Annotated in this window: 17 protein-coding genes; 5 read left to right on the top strand and 12 right to left on the bottom strand. The window is 57.9% G+C overall.

Annotated features, from left to right (window positions below; translation table 11 throughout):
• Window positions 1–95: 95 nt before the first annotated feature.
• Together EX00_RS14665 and EX00_RS14660 are read right to left on the bottom strand one after the other, a co-directional pair.
• The gene (locus tag EX00_RS14665) at window positions 96–1085 is read right to left on the bottom strand and encodes an EF-hand domain-containing protein (RefSeq protein ID WP_234709019.1); all 990 of its coding nucleotides are present in this window, start codon (window positions 1083–1085) and stop codon (window positions 96–98) included.
• A 349-nt stretch (window positions 1086–1434) separates the two neighbouring features.
• On the bottom strand, window positions 1435–2514 hold the full coding sequence (locus EX00_RS14660) for an ABC transporter substrate-binding protein (protein WP_234709039.1): 1080 nt from the start codon (window positions 2512–2514) through the stop codon (window positions 1435–1437).
• Between the two features lie 176 nt (window positions 2515–2690).
• Between EX00_RS14660 and EX00_RS14655 the strand changes: the two genes are divergently transcribed.
• Window positions 2691–3494 (top strand): class I SAM-dependent methyltransferase, encoded by an 804-nt coding sequence (locus tag EX00_RS14655; RefSeq protein ID WP_047459001.1) that lies wholly within the window; start codon window positions 2691–2693, stop codon window positions 3492–3494.
• Window positions 3495–3573: 79 nt separating this feature from the next.
• On the opposite strand, the gene EX00_RS14650 is transcribed toward EX00_RS14655, so the two are convergent.
• From EX00_RS14650 to EX00_RS14615, 9 genes are all read right to left on the bottom strand, one after another.
• Window positions 3574–3981: a lysozyme inhibitor LprI family protein gene (locus EX00_RS14650; protein WP_047458998.1), complete on the bottom strand. Its 408-nt coding sequence runs from the start codon at window positions 3979–3981 to the stop codon at window positions 3574–3576.
• A 164-nt stretch (window positions 3982–4145) separates the two neighbouring features.
• Window positions 4146–4307 (bottom strand): hypothetical protein, encoded by a 162-nt coding sequence (locus tag EX00_RS31735; RefSeq protein ID WP_202903715.1) that lies wholly within the window; start codon window positions 4305–4307, stop codon window positions 4146–4148.
• Between the two features lie 88 nt (window positions 4308–4395).
• Entirely contained in the window at window positions 4396–5232 is an 837-nt protein-coding gene (locus EX00_RS14645; RefSeq protein ID WP_047458996.1) for a helix-turn-helix transcriptional regulator, read from the bottom strand.
• 57 nt (window positions 5233–5289) lie between these two features.
• Window positions 5290–5511: a YjiS-like domain-containing protein gene (locus tag EX00_RS14640; RefSeq protein WP_047458994.1), complete on the bottom strand. Its 222-nt coding sequence runs from the start codon at window positions 5509–5511 to the stop codon at window positions 5290–5292.
• Window positions 5512–5588: 77 nt separating this feature from the next.
• Window positions 5589–6587 carry an ABC transporter permease gene (locus tag EX00_RS14635; protein WP_047458993.1) on the bottom strand — a complete coding sequence of 333 codons (999 nt, stop codon included), beginning with the start codon at window positions 6585–6587 and terminating at the stop codon, window positions 5589–5591.
• Between the two features lie 2 nt (window positions 6588–6589).
• The gene (locus EX00_RS14630) at window positions 6590–7612 is read right to left on the bottom strand and encodes an ABC transporter permease (protein ID WP_047458990.1); all 1023 of its coding nucleotides are present in this window, start codon (window positions 7610–7612) and stop codon (window positions 6590–6592) included.
• Entirely contained in the window at window positions 7602–9152 is a 1551-nt protein-coding gene (locus tag EX00_RS14625; protein WP_047458987.1) for a sugar ABC transporter ATP-binding protein, read from the bottom strand. Before EX00_RS14625 ends, EX00_RS14630 begins: the two co-directional genes overlap by 11 nt.
• A gap of 59 nt (window positions 9153–9211) precedes the next feature.
• Entirely contained in the window at window positions 9212–10219 is a 1008-nt protein-coding gene (locus tag EX00_RS14620) for a sugar ABC transporter substrate-binding protein (protein WP_047458984.1), read from the bottom strand.
• Window positions 10220–10392: 173 nt separating this feature from the next.
• Entirely contained in the window at window positions 10393–10671 is a 279-nt protein-coding gene (locus tag EX00_RS14615) for a DUF982 domain-containing protein (protein WP_047458981.1), read from the bottom strand.
• A gap of 477 nt (window positions 10672–11148) precedes the next feature.
• Between EX00_RS14615 and EX00_RS14610 the strand changes: the two genes are divergently transcribed.
• The 4 genes from EX00_RS14610 to EX00_RS14595 all read left to right on the top strand — a co-directional run bounded on the left by EX00_RS14610 (window position 11149) and on the right by EX00_RS14595 (window position 16228).
• Window positions 11149–12486: an MFS transporter gene (locus tag EX00_RS14610; RefSeq protein ID WP_047458978.1), complete on the top strand. Its 1338-nt coding sequence runs from the start codon at window positions 11149–11151 to the stop codon at window positions 12484–12486.
• A gap of 110 nt (window positions 12487–12596) precedes the next feature.
• On the top strand, window positions 12597–14486 hold the full coding sequence (locus EX00_RS14605; protein WP_047458975.1) for a bifunctional sugar phosphate isomerase/epimerase/4-hydroxyphenylpyruvate dioxygenase family protein: 1890 nt from the start codon (window positions 12597–12599) through the stop codon (window positions 14484–14486).
• Window positions 14487–14563: 77 nt separating this feature from the next.
• A complete protein-coding gene (locus tag EX00_RS14600) occupies window positions 14564–15232 on the top strand; it encodes a TetR/AcrR family transcriptional regulator (RefSeq protein WP_047458972.1) in 669 nt (222 codons plus the stop codon).
• A 126-nt stretch (window positions 15233–15358) separates the two neighbouring features.
• Complete coding sequence (locus EX00_RS14595) at window positions 15359–16228, top strand: shikimate dehydrogenase (protein WP_080761248.1); 870 nt, start codon at window positions 15359–15361, stop codon at window positions 16226–16228.
• Window positions 16229–16501: 273 nt separating this feature from the next.
• Here the strand turns inward: EX00_RS14595 and EX00_RS30815 are convergent, their stop codons facing one another.
• Window positions 16502–18406 (bottom strand): class I SAM-dependent methyltransferase, encoded by a 1905-nt coding sequence (locus tag EX00_RS30815; protein ID WP_202903714.1) that lies wholly within the window; start codon window positions 18404–18406, stop codon window positions 16502–16504.
• Window positions 18407–18435: the final 29 nt, after the last annotated feature.

The raw sequence follows: 18435 nt of genomic DNA, 5'->3' as shown, positions 1-18435 counted from the left end.
AATGGACGGCAGGCTTGAGGCAGAGGCCCAACATCTCTTGCCCAAGCCGCCGCCCATTCAGGTCGTCGGAAACGAATGCTTGTCGTCGACCTCCATCAGAGGGCAAGCAATTCGCTTGTCGTATCGACCTGCTCGCTCGAGGCATAGAGGCTGCCAAAGTCTGACGGCTGCGGCGGTTGTTGCGCCTTCATGGCCGTCTCGAACTGGCTTTGCGTCAGCGACCCGGAACTGGACGTGTCGAGGCTTCCGAACAGCGACGTTGCCTGCTCCTCGCTCACGTCAGACGGGCGTGCGGCGACGAATTCCGCCTCGCTGACGCTGCCGTCACCATCCGTATCCATGTCGGAGAACATGCTGGACAGCTGCTCGTCGCTCGGCGGTCCGCCCGCCGGTGGTGGTGGTGGCTGCGGGCCGGACTGCATGGCACTTGCCAGCTGCGATTCCGTGAGCGATCCGGTATTCTCGCTATCGAAGCTTGCAAACAGATTTGTTGCCTGCTCCTCGCTCACGTCGGATGGACGAGCCGCGACGAACTCCGCTTCGCTGATGCTGCCGTCGCCATCCGTATCCATAGCCTTGATCATGTTGGTCTGATCGCTGGTGCTGGAAGCAGCTTGCGTGCTCGATGTACTGCTGCTGGTGGATGCGCTATCCGAGCTTGAGTTTGAATCATCATCGTCGCTGCCGCCGGACTGCAGATTGAGCATCATTGACATCAGCTGCGCGGCCAATTGCTGTGCCGTCGTCGCCAAAGACTGATCGTCGGATGAGGAAGACGAGTTCTTGCTGGACGATCCGCCATTCAGGAGAGAAGAAAGGGCATCGTCCGTTGATGATGATGCCGAGCGGGATCGCAAAGATTGATAATAACTACTTGAACTAATGGACGTAATGCTCGTCATGGGGGCCTCCGGATGCGAGCGTTGAAATGACTCCGGTTTCTTACGCGTACTCGTCGTGAACACATTGCCACCGCGCCAGACCGCATGAGCTGCGGCGGCACGACCTTTGACGTCGATATGGGCGGGTGGATTTGCCGAGTGCTGTAAATCCAGCTTTCCTGGCGTTCTCACTTTAATGCCCACGCGCGCCCCCGCGACGCATGAGTTCAAGATTGACCGCGACAGATAAACGCCATCATGGCGTTATCGGCATCCGCACATTTTCGATCTGGCACTTCCCAACGAGCCAATGCTGCACGAGTAAACTTGCGTGTAGCTTATAGGAGCCGGGCATACGCTCTCGGAGACGATTTCTTCTGTGGATTTTCAGATCGTCTCCAAGCCATTGGGAGGCGAAGACAGGCGGCGCGGAGATCCCTCGGATCTGGCGAGTATCAATATGTCCATCGATAGCAGCTTTGAAGGTGAGCTGACTGTTCTCGGCGCATCACATCAGAATGGCGGGCGACTTGTCGCCCGCCGGTTTGTCGGATCAAAGGCTGGCGTTCAGCGATACGAAGTAACCGGAGCGGTATTCGACCGGCAGGAAGCGCTCGTGCAATTCCTTGAACGTCGCTTCGGGATCGAGTTCCTTGAACAGGTCCGGATGCAGCCACTTGGCGATCTGCTGGATGGCGACGAACTGATAGGGATTGTTGTAGAACTGATGCCAAATGGCGTGGACATTGCCGGTCTTGACTGCCGCAATGTCGGTAAAGGCCGGGCGATGCATCAGCTTTTCCAGCTTCGAGGTGGCCAGGGCCTTGTCCGCGCCGGGACCGACGCCGACCCAGTCGCCGCCGGGAACGTAGAGCTCCCAGTTCGCACCGGTAACGATCACCTGGTCTGGGTTGGACGCAATGATCTGCTCCGGATTGACCGTGCCGAACGTGCCGGGAATGATGTCCTTGGCGAGATTGATGCCACCGGCGAGTTCGACCATGCGGCCGAAATTCTCATTGCCGAAGGACATGCAGCAATCGTCGCTATAGCCGCCGGCGCGTTCGATGAACACCATCGGCTTCTTGATGTCGCCGGCCTTGGCAAGCACGTCGGTGACGCGCGCTAGCTGATCATCACGGAATTTCACGAATTCCTCGGCGCGCTTTTCCTTGCCGAACAGCTTGCCAATCAGCAGCATGGACGGCGTGGTGTTCTCCATCGCCTTTTCGCGGAAGTCGACATAGACGAGAGGAATGCCGACTTTCGCAAGCTTGTCGATATAGCCGCTTTCTTCCGTCGCCGACTTGGCATCGATGTTCATGATGATGACATCGGGCTTGAGTGTCACCGCCTGCTCGATGTCGAAGGTGCCGTCCTTCATGCCGCCGAAGGTCGGGATCTTCTTCATCTCCGGATATTTTTCCAGATAGGCGTTGTAACCGTCGAGATCCGCCTTCTGGAAGTCGTCCCGCCAGCCGATAATGCGCTTGAACGGCGCTTCCGTGTCGAGGGCCGCGGTAAAATAGATCTGACGGCCTTCGCCGAGAATGACGCGCTCCACCGGAACGCTGACCTGGACGTCGCGGCCGGTAATATCCTTGACCGTGACCTTCTCACCGGCGATAGCCATGCCGGAAAAAAGGGAAAACACGAGCGTGGCGACCGAAGCCACCTTGTTGAGGTTGAACACTTGTCTCTCCTGAGCGATAAATTCGGACGCGATTTATGTTTTTATGACTTTTACAGTCAAGAATTATCTTTTAGAAGCCTTCTATGCTTGGTTGTCCTCTTGGAAAGAAATAGGAAATGCAGACACTTAACCTGCGCTCCAATCACGAATTACGCGACGAGATAAAGGCCTATTGGTCGATTCGGGCCGAGACCTTCGATAGCCAGCCGGGGCATGAGATCTTTTCGGAGGAAGAGCGAGCGGCATGGCACGCGCTGCTTCGGCGCCATCTCGGCGAGTGCGCGGGCCGGGCGGCTCTCGACCTTGCCTGTGGCACGGCCGTTGTCTCGCACCTGCTAGACGATCTCGGCTACAGGGTGACGGGCATGGACTGGGCGGAGCCGATGTTGGAGCGGGCGCGCGCCAAGGCGAAGGCCCGTGGCCGGTCGATCCGTTTCCTGATGGGAGACGCCGAAAACACCATGGAGCCGGATGGTATCTACGACGTGGTCATCAATCGCCATCTGGTCTGGACCCTGGTCGATCCGCTGGCCGCCTTCAAGGAATGGCATCGCGTGCTGAAGCCGGGTGGGAAGCTGCTGGTCATCGACGGCGATTTCGTCAATCCGACCCTCGTTGCGAAGATCGCTGGCAAGCTTTCCGCGCTTCTCGCACGTTTCGGTGGTCGAAATACCCGGTCGCAGAACGGGCCGGGCGCAGCACTTGCCGAAACCCACCGCAGCATTCTTTCCCGCGTCTATTTTTCCGAGGGGGCGCGTGCCGAAGCAGTGGCCGATCTCCTGAAGGCTGCTGGCTTTTCATCCGTGGTCATCGACACCGACATGAGTGCCATCCACCGGACCCAGCGCAGGAATTTCGACTTCCTGAAAGGACTGGAACGCGCCGCGCAGCATCGCTACGCCATTTGTGCGAGCAAATAGCACCGGGTTTGAGCCGAGATAGAGGTTCGGAACTCGGCCGCCCGAATGCTTGGCCTTTTTCATAGCGTCGACCGATATCTCAGTTGGCGGATGGCACCGGGCAGCTCATGTCGCCTTCGGGGCACTTCAGATACCCTTTGAGATCTTCGATGCGGCTTTTCGTCATGCCATCGAGGCAGGTGCTGGAGATGAATGGATAGACCGTACCGCCTGTAACCGTGGAACTTGAGAAGTTGCATTCGGCGTCGCGATAGCCGATCCATGCCTTCTGGGCGGATACCAGCAGCTTCTTGGTATCTGCGTCGTCTTTCAACCGCGCCTCAATCTGTTTGTAGAGGACATTCAATTCGGCGTCCGATTTCGCATAGGCCTTGCCGGCACAGATGTTCATGTCGGTTTGGTTCGTGATGTCGCCGCAATTTTGCTCGGCAAGAACAAAACTGGGGGTTACCAAAATCAGCGCGGCAGCAAAGGTTGTAACTCTCATTCGTACTCTCCCCCAATTAGGCCGATAGCAAACGATATTTTACACGCGCCGAATATATCGCACCATCTTGCGGTAGCAAGGATTGTTGTCTCTTTCGCCTATATGGGTTGAACCCAAGGCAAGCGCATCCGCCGCAGCAGAGGGAATGCCGCGGCGGATCGTGTTCAGCTTTCGCCGTTTGCGGTAGCCGTCATGGCCGTTTCCGCTTCATTGAGCGCCTGGGCGCATTCCTCGCAGCAAACCTCGACGGTCTTGCCGCCGAGCTTGACCTTGATCGCGCTGGCATCGATCTCGCAGTCGCAGGCCGCGCAGGTACGTTGAGACATGTCAGTTCCTCCGTTTGATGTCCCCGGTTTGGGGATGGTGTGAGGAAATCAGTTTGCCGATGTCGTCGCTGTCGGATTCTTTAGCGATCTATCGCGCCCGCAAATGGGCAAGCCGCTGGAACTCGGCGGGGGTACGGTCATAAGCCTGCTTGAAAGCGGCGCTGAAATGGCTGTGGCTGGAAAAGCCGAGGTCCAGGCCAAGGGCGGTCAGATCGTCATACTCGCCGAGCAGGTCGAGCGCCCGCGCCAACCTCAGGCGCAACTGATAGCGATAGAGCGGAATGCCTTCGACCTGCTGGAAGACTTGGGTGAGGTAAACTGGGGACACGCCGACGTCATGGGCAATGTCGGCCAGTGTCCATCGGCGAGCGAGATCGGAAGACAATACGAGTTTTGCCCGATCGACCAGCTTCTGCCGTCCGGTCGTCGCGCCGGCGGCATGTGAGGTGCGCTCGCCGAGCGAGCGCCGCACCAAGGTCAGGGCGAGCGTTTCCGCCTCGAGTGTTTCGGCAGCTCCGCGCTTGAGGCTGTGTCGCAACAGGGCGACAAGTGCCTGCGCGCGCGGATCGATCCGTCGGCGCTGGCGGCGGAAGATCAGCGCCTCCGCGGTTTGTGCCTGATCTTTCGGTGCCAGTTCGTCGAGCAATGCCTCGTCAATGGCGACATCAATACAGGCATCGCCACCCTCGATCGGGTGGCTGATCTTGTATTCCTGCTCCTGGTTGAAAAACAGAACCTGGTTTGCTTCGGCCACGACATCCTTGCGCCCGACATGGCGCATGAAGACGCCTCGATAAGGGTAAACGAGACTGGTCGAGCGCGCGCATTCCTCGGCGCTTTTGTGCCGGCATGCGCCATCGCAGATGACATCCCTTATCGTGACGGTCTTCGTCTGGAGTAGAAGGTCGATTGAAAAACCTGACATGGCATAGTCCGATATCAGCCGCGCGCGAGCCTCTCAGCTCGCCACGTCTTAGCACATTTATCTGTAGCGTGTGTAGATATGCTCATGACTATAGGCCTGGCCTCGTGACAGGCCTATGTCCTTCAACTGGTCGTCGGACAGTTCAAGCAAGGCGTTGCGGTTTCCGCGTGCCTTCAGTTTCGCGGCAATCCACATTGGTATGGCAATCATCCGCCGCAGCGCTGGATAGGCCGTTCGTTCGGCGCGGCGGAAGGATGCTGGAATCGCATTCGTGGTCATTGTCGTCTCCATCGAGGTTGTTTCGATGAGGCAGTGTGACCATTCGCGGCAAAGTGCGCTGTCGGATTATTTAGCGATTATCCGTTTCCAGCCTTCTTGTTGATGAAGCTGAAGGCGAGTACGGCAAAGATCAGCACGCCGGTGCCGACCTGCTGCCAGTAGAAATTCAGCCCCGTCAAAAGCAGCCCGTTGGCGACGATGCTGAGCAGAAGCACGCCGAGCACGGTCCCCGCCACATTCGGCCGGCCAAGCGGCGAAAGCGTCGTGCCGATGAAGGTCGCGCCGATCGCGTTGAGGAGAAAGGCGTTGCCGGAGAAGGGGATATAGACCGTGACCGTTGCGGTCAGGATCAGGCCGGCGATAGCGGCGATCAACCCCACGAGGATGAAGGTCACGGCAACGTGGCTGCGAAGCCTGATGCCGGAATAGCGCACGACGCTTGGCTGGATACCGATCGACAGCACCACGCGGCCGAAGCGGGTACGTGCAAAGAGCGTGGCGGCGGCGGCAATGATGACGATCGCGATGATCAGTGGCACGGGAATACCGACAATCGCGCCATGACCGAGAAACCGGAAGGCTTCCGGCACGCCGGTTGGCGGCAGGTAGACCGGATTGCCGCCATTCGTCAGCAATTGCTGGAGGCTACGGCCGATGAAAAGCGTGCCGAGGGTTGCGAGGAACGGCGACACGCCGATCCCCGAGATCAGGATGGCGTTGAAGGCGCCGACTGCGGCACCGGCTGCAAGGCCCGCCAACACAGCAAGCGCCACCGGCTGGCCGGCAAGAACCAGCGAGACGAAGGCGAAACTTGCGAAATCAACCGCCGTTCCGACGGAAAGGTCGATCCCGCCGGAGGAGACTGCAAAAGTCATGGCGATCGAGACGATGGCAAGCAGCGTGAAATTGTTGACGAGAATGCTTTGCAGATTGCCCGGCGTCAGGAAGGTGGGCGCAGCGGCCGAGAAGATTGCGAAGACGACCAGGAGTGCCAGGATCAGGCCATACCGCGCCAGGACAGCGACCGCGCGACGTGGCCAGGCCTGCGATGGGACGGCGGGGTTCGAAAGCGACATGGTCAGATCTCCCGCTTGCGCAACAAGGTCGTTGCCGAAACGACGATCAGGATGAGAAGGCCCTGAATGCCGTTGACCAGCGTGCTTGGCAGATTGAGCAGCTGGAAGCCATTGACAAGGAAGCCGACGAGCAGGGTGGAGAGCAGCGCGCCGGCAATCGTCGGAACCAGCCGTCGCGAAAAGACCGAGCCGAGCAGGGCGGCGGCAACGACCGGTAGCAGCATTTCGCCGGAACCGGTCGTGCTGCCGCTGAGATAAGAGACCGAGAGGATACCGGCGATACCGCCACACAGGCCGCTGGCGAGGAAGGCGCCGGCAAGCAGGCGCTTGAGCGGCAGGCCGGCGGCGCGCGCCGCATCCGGAAACTCACCCACGGCGTAAAGCCTGAGACCGAGCGGCGTATATTGCACGATCGCTGTCACGATCGCCGTAAAGCCGAGGAGCACATAGGCAAGGACCGGAATACCAAAACTGTCGGAGGCCGACAGTAGCGTCAGCAGATTGGTAGACGCCGGTAGCACCGTGTTCTGCGTCAGCACCAGTTCTAGACCGGCGACGATATTCATCACGGCAAGCGTGGCCAGCAGCGGTACGATGCCGGCGAGCACGACGGCTGCGGCATTGACCGCGCCGATCGCAAGGCCGGTCAGCAATGTGCCGGCAATCGCCACGGCATCGCCATAGCCGAGCTGCGTCAGCGTCGCATAGATGGCGGCGCTGAGGCCCATATTGGCGGCGAGTGACAGATCGATGCCGCCGGTGACAACATTGGCGCCGCCGGCGATCAGCACGATGGTCAGTCCGATCGCCAGCACGCCCGAAATGGCGGACTGGCCAAGCACATTGCCGATATTGCCGATGCTGAGGAAATAGGGCGCCGTCAGCGAGAAGACGATGAGGATCAGGGCAAAGGTGATCAGCGAGCCGAAGCGCAGGGCCGTCGCCGCGATATTGCCACCTGTCCGCCCCGCCGTTTTCTCGGCCTCAAAGCCTGTGACCGGAGCATATTGAATGTCAGCCGACATGGCGCAAGCCTCCCGAGGCGCCGGACGATTCCGCCAATACCTCATCCGTTATGGTTTCCGACGAGACGAATTCGCGGGTCACGCGGCCGCGGAAGAGCACGAGAATGCGATCGGTGATGCCGATCAATTCGGGCAGGTCCGAGGAGAGCACGATGATGCCCGCGCCTCGAGCGGCGAGTTCGCCGATCAGTGTGTAGATTTCCACCTTGGAGCCGATATCGACACCGACTGTCGGCTCGTCAAGCAGATAGATTTCCGAATGTCGGCTCAGCCATTTGGCGATCGCTACCTTCTGCTGGTTGCCGCCGGAGAGCGTACGCACCAGCGCTTCGCGTCCGGCCGCCTTGATCTGAAGGCGCTTGATGAGATCGTCGGTGTCGCGGCGTTCGCGCTTGCGATCGAGGAAGCCGAAGCGCGTGTAGCGGGCAAGGCTTGATAGCGTGATGTTTTCGGCGAGGCTCAGATCGAGCGCGACACCGTGGCCGCGCCGGTCTTCGGGCACCAGGGCGATCTGCCGATCGACCGCCTCCGTCGGGCTGACGCTGCGTGCCGGTTTGCCGGCAACCTCGATCTGGCCGGAGGAGGGTTTCTCCAGGCCGAAAAGCGTGCGGACGAGATCCTTGGCGCCGGAGCCGAGCAAGCCGGTGATGCCGAGTATCTCGCCGCGACGAAGGGTGAAATTGATATCGGAGAAGCGGTTCGTCGCCGTCAGCCCCTCGACCTTGAGGATCTCCTCGCCGAGCTCGATCTGGCGCTTCGGGAACATGTCGGCGATATCGCGCTCGACCATCAATCGCGCGATGGCGCCGGCCGAGGTCTCCGCAATCGGCAGCGAGGCAACATCGAGACCGTTGCGCATGACGGTCACATGGTCGCACAGTTCTTCAATCTCGTTGAGATAATGCGAGATGTAGATGATGGTCACGCCTTCGTCGCGCAGGCGCCGGATCAGCCGGAAGAGGATATCGGCCTCGCGCCGGATCAGCGCCGCTGTCGGCTCGTCGAAGACCAGAACCTTCGGCTGGTTCAGAAGAGCGCGAGTGATCTGCACGATCTGCTTTTCGGCTGTGGAAAGCTCGCTGATCAGGGCCTTGTTCGGCAGGCTGATGCCGAAATAATTGGCGAGCAAGTCGCCCGCACGCCGCTGCATGCGACGGCGGTCGAGAAAGGGCGTGCGGCCGATGCGCGGTTCACGGCCGAGGAAGAGCGCTTCCCCGACGGTGAAGGTCGGCACCAGCAACCGGTCCTGATGGATAAAATGAATGCCGAGTGCTTCGGCGAGGTGTGGGGTCAGGTGATCGAAGGATTGTCCTTCAATCTCTATCCGGCCCTCGTCTGGTTTGTGCAGGCCGGCGAGCAGCTTGATCAGCGTCGATTTTCCGGCGCCGTTCTGGCCGACGAGACCATGGACGGTGCCGCGGCGCACGGCAAGCGAGGCACCGGCAAGCGCCTGGGCGCCGCCGAAATGTTTGACGACCCTGTCGAAGCGAATGACATGATCATCCGACTGTACGAGCGCCGAAGGCGAAGATGCCGTCATTGGGAGGCTCCGATGGAATCATGGTGATACGGCCGCCGGCCGCATCACCAAGGGAAAAGTCAACCGATACCGAGCTTCTTGACGACTTCGCTGACATTGGCCTTGTTGGCCAGAAGTGCTGGCACATAGGTCTCGCGCGGCAAGGTCTGTCCGGCCAGAAGCTTGGCGACATTGCGGATCGCGGTACGGCCGATCTCGGCCGGCTGTTGCGCCGCGTCAGCGCCCGCCGGCGAATTCGCATCGGCGACCAGCTGCAGGACCTCCGGGCTTCCATCGACACCATAGGTGCGGATTTCGGTGCGACCGGCTGCGGCGATCGCCTGCGTTGCGCCAAGCTGCGGGATGTCCCAAGCGGACCAGATCGCCTTGATCGAGCCCTTCTCCGGATATTTGTTCAGGAGTGCCGTGACCTGCGTGAAGGCATCCTGAACTGTGTTCGGGATCACGTCGCGCAGTTCCGGCTGGATGATCTTCACCTTCGGGAAATACTTGATGACGTTGACGAGCTGGTCATAGCGGATGGCGCAAGGCGTGACGCCGTAAAAGCCGTTGAAGACGAGGATATTGCCTTCGCCGCCGATATCGGACACGAGCTGCAGGGCCAGATCCTTGCCGATGCCCCAGTTATCGGAAGTCGTGTTGTTGATCGAGTTGGTCGAGCCGACATCCACGGTCAGCACCGGAATGCCGGCATCGCGGGCCTTCTTCAGCCAGGGGTCGATAACGCTGAGCGTGCCGAGAATCTGCACGATGGCATCGGGTTTCTGGGCGATGAGCGTCTGCAATTGCGAGACCAGTTTGCCGTCGTTACGACCGGCGTCAACAGCGATCGGTTCGCCGCCGAGACGTTTGACCTCGGCGATCTGGGCATTATAGGCCTGTAGGTCGAAATAGTGATCAGTGCCGGTCGCGCTGATGGCGATACGCTTGCCCTTCAGCGACAGGCCTTCGTCGGCTGCGGCCGTCTGGCTGGCAAAAAGACCCGCGCCGGCAAATGTCGCGCCCGTGACGGCTGCGAGCTTCAGGATCTCGCGGCGGCCAAGGCCGGACCTGTCTTGTTCTGTCATGGAATATCCTCTCCGTGTTTATACCCCACAAAATATATGGATTTATGGGGTTTGAGAGGAACAGCATTCCAAAAGAGTGCGATCGAAAGAAAAGTTCTCTGATCAAAGGCAATATGGCTGCAATGACAAAATTCCACGCCACCAATTTTCGAGAGAAGCGGAATGACCGGGAACTATTCCGGATAAGCCGACGCAACAACCGAAATATACGAGATCCTCTCCTCGTTTGCGGCACGGATAAGGGCTTCCCTGACCGCTTCCGGGGGGACGACGTTGTGCAAGGCGTCCAGACAGGTTCTGACTGCCACGACGTATTCTTCGCCGTCATCGCTCGGCCAATCCGAAATCAGCGTTACTGCCGCATCTCGGACCGATTTGATGACCCTGTATTTTTCTCTGCCACGCACGATGAGCCTCAGCGCGGGAAACTGATGCGAAGTGTGCCATTTCATAACGCATGGTCTCCGAATCGTTAGAACATTGGTAACTAAGCAAGAACCGTTCCAGGCGGGTCGCTGCGCAAGAGCTGTTTGGCAGCCGACGTCTACTGGTGAAAGACGGCTAAGCGTATTGCTGAAGATCGGCAGAGAATGAGGCCACGCGTATGAACACGGAGGCCGAGGTCCGACATCTTTGCCGAAGTGCAGACGCCGATCTGCATCTTATGATAAAATTCTACGATCTAAATACTACACTTCTGGATGCATTTGAAGCTCTATTCGACAGCTTACTCTTAGCGCTCGTCCAGCCGCCCTAAAATGAGAGTTTACAATACGAACTAGTTCGTACATTATTATTGCGGGAGCTTGGGAGGAGTTGACGTCTGGCCGGTCGTGCGTTGGAGGGCCGGCGCCATAATCATTCCTTCCATTCGCCGTCGGCTGGCTGGGCACGACGGTTTATCCAATAGTCCATTGGGAGGAGACGTCATGCAGATATCAACGGGAATAAGGACACCGAAGCGCGCAGCGCTTGCAAGCTGGCTGGGCAGCGCGGTGGAGTATTACGACTTTTTTGTTTATGGCACCGCGGCTGCCCTGATCTTTCCGAAGATCTTCTTTTCATCCGCGGATCCGCAAGCTGCCGCCATGGCATCGTTCGCGACCTTCGGCGTCGCCTATATCGCGCGGCCGTTTGGCGCGGTCATCCTGGGTCATATCGGCGACAAGTTCGGCCGCAAGAAGGTTCTGACCTTCACGCTGCTGCTGATGGGCTTTTCCACCTTCATCATCGGGTGTTTGCCGACCTATGATCATGTCGGCGTTCTCGCGCCGATCCTCTTGGTCATCGCGCGATTGCTGCAGGGGATTTCAGCTGCTGGAGAACAGGCGGGCGCAAACTCGATGACGCTCGAACATGCGCCAGAACACCGGCGGGCATTTTTCACCAGTTTTACCCTCAGCGGTACGCAAACCGGTCTCATCCTGGCGACGCTCGTGTTTATACCGATCTCCAGGTTGTCGGAAGCAGATCTCCTGGCGTGGGGGTGGCGCATCCCGTTCTTCCTGAGCGTCATCGTCGTCTTCGTCGGGTTCTGGGTGCGCCGGACGCTTTCGGAAACGCCAGTTTTCGTCGAGGAGGCCACGAAGGGCAAGGTGGACGGCGTGCCGCTGATAACGCTGTTCAGCAATTACTGGACGGATGTGGTTCGTATCATCTTTGCCGCGCTGATCTCCGTTGTCAGCACGATCTTCAGCGTCTTCACGCTGTCTTACGCTGTCAACACCATGCATATCGACCGATCGCTGATGCTGACGGTGCTCGTCCTTGCGAACGTTGCCGCGCTTGTCGCAATTCCGCTCTGGGCGCTGCTCGCGGACCGGATCGGCCGCAAGCCGGTCTTCATCTTCGGCGCCCTGGGTTGCGCCGTTCTGATCTGGCCTTACATCTGGGCGATCAGCCAGGGCGACCTGATGCTGATCTTCGTCCTCGGTATCCTGCTGTCGGGCATCGTCTATAGCGCCTCGAACGGTGTATGGCCGGCACTCTACGGCGAAATGTTCGATACGCGCGTGCGCCTGTCGGGCATGGCGATCGGAACACAGATCGGCTTTGCTCTCGGCGGCTTCGCGCCGACCATCAGTGCCGCCCTGCTGGGCACGGGCCCAACCGGCTGGATGCCTGTCGCAGCCTTCACCTCGATCACGGCGGTGATTGCGGCGATTTCCGCTGCGACGGCATTGGAGACCTTCAAAACGCCGATGGCTGAGCTCGGCAGACAGAAGAACCGGGGCTTGCCGGCATCGGCGAGAAAGCAATCCATCTGACGACGAGATGATGGCGCCGTTCTCGTCATGGAGACGGCGCCGCCACCAGACATCAAGGCGACGGCGCTCCTCGTCCAAGCCGCCCACGCGTTACCGGAACGGGAATTGAGATGAAGACCTCGATTGCGACTGTATCGATCAGCGGCGACCTGAAGCAGAAGCTGGATGCGATTGCGAAAGCCGGCTTCGACGGCGTGGAGATTTTTGAGAACGACTTCCTCGCCTTCGACGAAAGTCCACGCGACATCGGCCGGATCGTCCGGGATCACGGGCTGGAGATCACTCTGTTCCAGCCGTTCCGCGATTTCGAGGGCATGCCCGAGCCGCTACGCAGCCGCACCTTCGATCGGGCGGAGCGCAAGTTTGACCTGATGCAGGAAATGGGCACCGATCTGGTGCTCGTCTGTTCGAATGTGTCGACGGCGGCGCTGGGTGGGCTCGACCGTTCCGCCGCCGATTTCCACGAACTCGGCGAGCGCGCCGCCAAACGCGGGCTGCGGGTGGGGTACGAGGCGCTCGCCTGGGGTCGGCATATCAACGATCACCGCGATGCCTGGGAGATCGTCCGCCGGGCCGACCATCCCAATATCGGACTGATCCTCGACAGCTTCCATACGCTGTCACGCCGGATTAGCGTCGACTCGATCCGTTCGATCCCGAAAGAGAAAATCTTCATCATCCAGCTTGCCGACGCGCCGCTGATCGACATGGATCTCCTTTATTGGAGCCGCCATTTCCGCAACATGCCGGGCGAAGGCGAATTGCCCGTCCTCGATTTCATGAGAGCTGTGGCCGCGACGGGTTACGACGGCTATCTGTCGCTGGAGATCTTCAACGACCAGTTTCGCGGTGGGTCGCCGACAGCGATTGCCGTCGATGGCCGCCGCTCGCTGATCTGCCTCGGCGATGAGGTCAGGCGCATCGAACGTGACAGCTCGCTCTCCGTGCCGGCAATGCCGGCCAAGGCCGATGTCAAAGGGGTCGCCTTCGTGGAGTTCGCGGTCGACGAGACGGAGGCGTCGCAGCTTGCCGGCCTGATCGCGACGCTCGGTTTTAAGAAGGTCGGGCACCACAGGACGAAACAGGTCGACCTTTATAGGCAGGGCGACATCAACCTCGTCATCAATACCGACGAGCGGGGATTTGCGGGCGCCTCCCATCTCGTCCACGGGAAATCGGCCTATGCGATGGGACTGTGGGTTGAGGACGCCCAGGAGGCATTGGAGCGCGCCCTAGCGCTCGGGGCCGAGCGGTTCCAGCAGCCGCTTGATGCCGGCGAGATCGAAATGCCGGCCATTCATGGTGTCGGTGGCGGTCTGATTTACTTCCTGGACCGTAAATCCGAACTCGAACGGATCTGGGAGATAGAATTTACCGCCGTGAAGGATGCCGGCAGCGCCGAGCCGGCCGGTCTGAAAACGATCGATCACGTCGCGCAGACCATGCGCTATGAGGAGCTGCTGACGTGGCTATTGTTTTATACCTCGATCCTCGATGCTCGTAAGACGCCAATGGTCGATATTATCGATCCTGCAGGGGTCGTGCGCAGCCAGGTCGTCGAAAACAGCGCCGGCTCGTTGCGGATTACCTTGAATGGCGCTGAAAACCGCAACACGCTTGCCGGTCATTTTATCGCCGAGACCCTCGGTTCGGGAATCCAGCACCTTGCATTCACGACGACGGATATCTTCGCGACCGCCGATACGCTGAAACGAAACGGCTTCGTGACGCTGTCGATTTCCCCGAACTACTATGATGATCTCGAGGCCCGCTTCGGACTGGATCCCGAATTCACCGACCGTCTCAAGTCCCGCAATATTCTCTATGACAAGGATGAGCACGGAGAGTATTTCCAGATGTACAGTCCCACTTACGGAGAGGGGTTCTTCTTCGAGATCGTGCAGCGCGACGGTTATCGCGGATATGGCGCGGCAAACGCCATCTTCCGGATCGCTGCCTTGAGGCGGCATCTGCGCCCGGCGGGCATGCCGAAGCAATAGCGCCTTATTTGACTGGTTGCCAATGCTGGGGATACTCGTGTGAACGGTTCGATTCCACCCCTTGAGGCGAGTTCAGCATGCGCAAGACCCAATCGGTGAAAATTGAAAGCCGATCGAGAAAGAACGATCCCGACGCCACCAAGGAAAACATTCTTCGCATAGCCTCGGAGGAATTCGTCGCCTCGGGATTTGCGGGCGCGCGCGTCGATGAGATCGCTGAGCGCACGAAGACCTCAAAACGGATGATCTACTACTATTTCGGCGGTAAGGAAGGGCTCTACCTTGCGGTGCTGGAGCAGGCCTACACCAAGATCCGTACACTAGAAGGCGCGCTCGATCTGCAAAACATGTCGCCCGTGCAGGCGATGCGAAAATTGATCGAAAGCACCTTCGACCACGATGATCAGAACCCCGATTTCGTGAGGCTCGTCAGCGTCGAAAACATCCATCGTGCCGAACATATGAAGCGCTCAAGCGTGCTGTCCGAGATGAATATCGTCGTCATCGACATCATCTCCGACATATTGCGGCGGGGTTATGAGGACGGCAGCTTCCTGCGGAAGGTCGACCCCATCGACCTCCATATGATGATCAGCGCCCAATGTTTCTTTCGCGTTTCGAACCGCTATACTTTCGGCGCCATCTTCAATCGCGACCTTGCCGAGGAAGATATAAAACGGCGCCATAAATCAATGATTTGCGACGCCATAATCGCCTTTCTGAAGACGCCTGGGACTGACGGATAAGCCTTTTTTCTTCGGGATGTCAGGCGCGTTTTAATGTGCTTTGCATTGACAATACGAACTAGTTCGTACATTTTCTTACAATCGTCATTTTGTTGATGATGCCGTGGAGAGAGTGGGAGGATTGTTGTGTCGGAAGTATTGATCGCACCGCGAGTGTTGCGTGTTGGCCTCATAGGATCGGGTATCGGTGGATCTCTTTCCCCGGCCATGCATATGCAGGAAGGCGCGCGTCTCGGGCTGGACTATACCTATGACATTATCGACTTGCAGGAACTCGGCTGCACGGTGTCGGACCTCCCTAAGCTCATCGACAATGCCGAGAAGAATGGTTTTGCCGGGCTCAACATCACGCATCCCTGCAAGCAGGCTGCCGTAGCGCTCGTGGACGAACTGTCTGCGGACGCCGCTGTGCTGCGCTCGATCAATACGGTCGTCTTTCGCAACGGGCGCCGGTTCGGGCACAATACCGACTGGTGGGGTTTTGCCGAGAGCTTCCGCCGCGGTCTGCCGGGCGCCTCTCTTGAGCGCGTTGTCCAGCTCGGCGCAGGTGGGGCAGGCGTTGCCGTCGCACATGCTGTTGCCGGCATGGGTGCGAAGTCCGTCGAGATCTATGACCTTGATCAGGCGAAGGTGAGCGCGCTGATCTCGCAGATTCAAGCGGCGCATCCGCATTGCGACTTCGTCGCGGGCACGGATCTGCCCGCCGCGCTGCAGGAGGCGACCGGGCTGGTCCACGCCACCCCGACCGGCATGCTGGGCCATCCCGGATTGCCGCTGGGCGAGACGCTAATAGATGCGCGCTTCTGGGTTGCCGATATCGTGTATTTCCCGCTTGAGACCCAGCTTGTCAAAGCCGCCAAAAGCAAAGGGTGTCGGGTATTGGACGGCGGCGGCATGGCGGTCTTCCAGGCCGTCGGCGCCTTCGAACTGTTCACCGGCAGCCAAGCGGATTCGAGCCGCATGATCGCGCATTTCAAATCGCTGCAAGCGCGATAGACTGTCGGAACACAACGCTCGCCTTACACGCAGCGGTATATCGTGGCGGGAGCCTGCCTCATCTCTTCTCGGAAGATGCCCAGTAGCCCGAAGGTTGTTGATTTGCACTGAGAGCTAACCCAGGATCGGAGTGAACCCCTAGGGCTGGACCACGGGACACAAGAGAAAGTACAATGCAGGGTAGAGCAGTGGCTGCATTCCGGAGGAAAGAAGGGACTTAGGTCAGGTCACCGAGCTTAGATCCTCCAGCGAAATAATATTGAAAAACTCACCCTAATAATTTTCATTGCCGTTTTCATCTAACAGAAAATGAAAGAGGGGATTAATATCCTGTTTTTTTAATTCCGGTCGCTTTTTATAATATGCGCTTGTTGAAAAAAAAGGAGATGGATTACGCCCTTCTGCCGCACCATATCGGATATAATGCTTAAAAGCATCAACTCCGGCGTCGCCGATATCTTTGTATGTATTAATATACCAATTATGATCGAAAATTCCAGATGATATGGCAGCCTTTCGCAGTTTCTTCCGGAAAAGAAAATTATTCTTCTTAAAAGTCGGAGAGTATTTTGCTATTCCTCCCACAAGTCTCACGTTTTCTCGAAAAATTTTCTTACGCAGACCGCTCTCTTGACGAGCTGCTTCATCGTTCTTCATTTGCTGCTCTTGAAGCGCCTGTGTCAGTGTTCCGATCTCGCGGAACCGTATTTCGACATTGTTCTCGAGCTCCCTATTGTTGGCCTTAAGGACACCACTTTCACGTTGGCTATCGCTAAGCTTCTTGCGCAGCTCCTCATCTTGACGAGCTGCTTCATCGTTCTTTATTTTCTCTTCCTGAATCGCCTGCGTCAGCGTTCCGATCACCCTACGATCATTTTCTAAAGTATCGTTCAACGAGTTGAGAGCCGTCTGGCTCTCTACCAACTCATTCATGAGTGCTTCGAGCTTTTGAGTGTTCTGTGAATGAGCGTGTGCAAGAGCTGCATTTTCAGTCTCCAGACGCTTCGTATTCTGTTCAAACTCAGCAAGTCTTGATCGAGCAATCTCAACTTCACGCCGCAACATACCAGCCTCTGCAGTGCTTACAGCATTTTCTACCGCGGTATCGTGAAGCTTGCGATTTTCGGACATTGCGTCATTGCGCAAGGTGCGGGCCTCAGCCTCTGCTTCCTTCACAAGGCTTCGCAATTTCTCGAGTTCGGTACGTAGGAATTCAGTTTGTGCCGTCAAATGAGCACGCTCCGCAGCCGTCTCTTCTCTTGCTTTTAGCACCTCCTGACGAGCGGCATCACGCTCAAGTGCTCGTATGCTGAGATCCGAAGCGATCTTCTCTTTTTCTGTCGAAATGTCCGTGACGCGTTTTTGAAGATCGGTCACCTGCTTAGCTAAAATGGTCTCTTGCTCCCTCAAAATCGCATTTTGCATAGCGTCGGCGCACGCATGGCCCAGCCGACTGAATGTCTCTCGCGCCTCTTGGTAGTTGTGAGTGTGAGCTTCCGCATCAAAGAAATCATTCATGATTTCAGATTGCTCTTTCCCAACTGCTACGACACCAAGACCGTGTCCGTGGACAAATTCAAAGCTAGGATATCGATCACGCAACCCCTCCATGAACTTGAAGACACCGAATCCTTTCTCACGAACGTTGGTGTCATGCAAAAGCACAACAGCTCTTGGTGAGAGCTTGGGCAACCAGACATCGAAATCATGCTGCACGGATTCGAGCGTATGGTGACCATCTATGTGAAGAAGATCGATCGAGCTTTCGGAAAAATGACTGAGCGCTTCGTCAAACGTGCTTCTAATGAGGCGGGAAAAACCAGAGAAGTTGGCGTCGTTGTGTTCCCTAACCTTTGCGAACACAGCCCCATCATAAAACCCGGCATGCTCGTCACCCTTCCATGTGTCTATCGCAAAACAACGCGTATCGAGTGCAAGCCGGTCTACAGCCTGGCAGAAAGCGAAATAGGACGTTCCATAATGAGTGCCCAGTTCGACGAAGACTTTTGGTTGATGTGCCTGCATAACCCAAAATGCAAAAGGTATATGCTCAATCCAGGCTGATTTTGCCAGATAGTGCGGTCTCCAAAACATGGACCTGCATTCTAAAAGCCCGTTAGCTCTTTCAGAATCGGCTGCCTGAAGCACTCTTCTTGGAGTCATCCGCATATCTGTCATTTGGTTCATCCTGTTCCTTTGAATGTGCT

Source organism: Martinezella rhizogenes, from assembly GCF_000799715.1.
Taxonomy (GTDB): Bacteria; Pseudomonadota; Alphaproteobacteria; order Rhizobiales; family Rhizobiaceae; genus Rhizobium; species Rhizobium rhizogenes_C.
Note: the sequence above shows the minus strand (reverse complement) of the source record. Positions and strands in the feature narration are given on the sequence as shown.

Bases quoted from the DNA above. Each gene is read 5' to 3' on its own strand.
- EX00_RS14625 (WP_047458987.1), bottom strand. From the start codon at position 9,152: ATGACGGCATCTTCGCCTTCGGCGCTCGTACAGTCGGATGATCATGTC.
- EX00_RS30815 (WP_202903714.1), bottom strand. From the start codon at position 18,406: ATGACAGATATGCGGATGACTCCAAGAAGAGTGCTTCAGGCAGCCGAT.
- EX00_RS14650 (WP_047458998.1), bottom strand. From the start codon at position 3,981: ATGAGAGTTACAACCTTTGCTGCCGCGCTGATTTTGGTAACCCCCAGT.
- EX00_RS14655 (WP_047459001.1), top strand. From the start codon at position 2,691: ATGCAGACACTTAACCTGCGCTCCAATCACGAATTACGCGACGAGATA.
- EX00_RS14600 (WP_047458972.1), top strand. From the start codon at position 14,564: ATGCGCAAGACCCAATCGGTGAAAATTGAAAGCCGATCGAGAAAGAAC.
- EX00_RS14640 (WP_047458994.1), bottom strand. From the start codon at position 5,511: ATGACCACGAATGCGATTCCAGCATCCTTCCGCCGCGCCGAACGAACG.
- EX00_RS14635 (WP_047458993.1), bottom strand. From the start codon at position 6,587: ATGTCGCTTTCGAACCCCGCCGTCCCATCGCAGGCCTGGCCACGTCGC.
- EX00_RS14610 (WP_047458978.1), top strand. From the start codon at position 11,149: ATGCAGATATCAACGGGAATAAGGACACCGAAGCGCGCAGCGCTTGCA.
- EX00_RS14605 (WP_047458975.1), top strand. From the start codon at position 12,597: ATGAAGACCTCGATTGCGACTGTATCGATCAGCGGCGACCTGAAGCAG.
- EX00_RS31735 (WP_202903715.1), bottom strand. From the start codon at position 4,307: ATGTCTCAACGTACCTGCGCGGCCTGCGACTGCGAGATCGATGCCAGC.
- EX00_RS14615 (WP_047458981.1), bottom strand. From the start codon at position 10,671: ATGAAATGGCACACTTCGCATCAGTTTCCCGCGCTGAGGCTCATCGTG.
- EX00_RS14630 (WP_047458990.1), bottom strand. From the start codon at position 7,612: ATGTCGGCTGACATTCAATATGCTCCGGTCACAGGCTTTGAGGCCGAG.
- EX00_RS14620 (WP_047458984.1), bottom strand. From the start codon at position 10,219: ATGACAGAACAAGACAGGTCCGGCCTTGGCCGCCGCGAGATCCTGAAG.
- EX00_RS14645 (WP_047458996.1), bottom strand. From the start codon at position 5,232: ATGTCAGGTTTTTCAATCGACCTTCTACTCCAGACGAAGACCGTCACG.
- EX00_RS14660 (WP_234709039.1), bottom strand. From the start codon at position 2,514: ATGGCTATCGCCGGTGAGAAGGTCACGGTCAAGGATATTACCGGCCGC.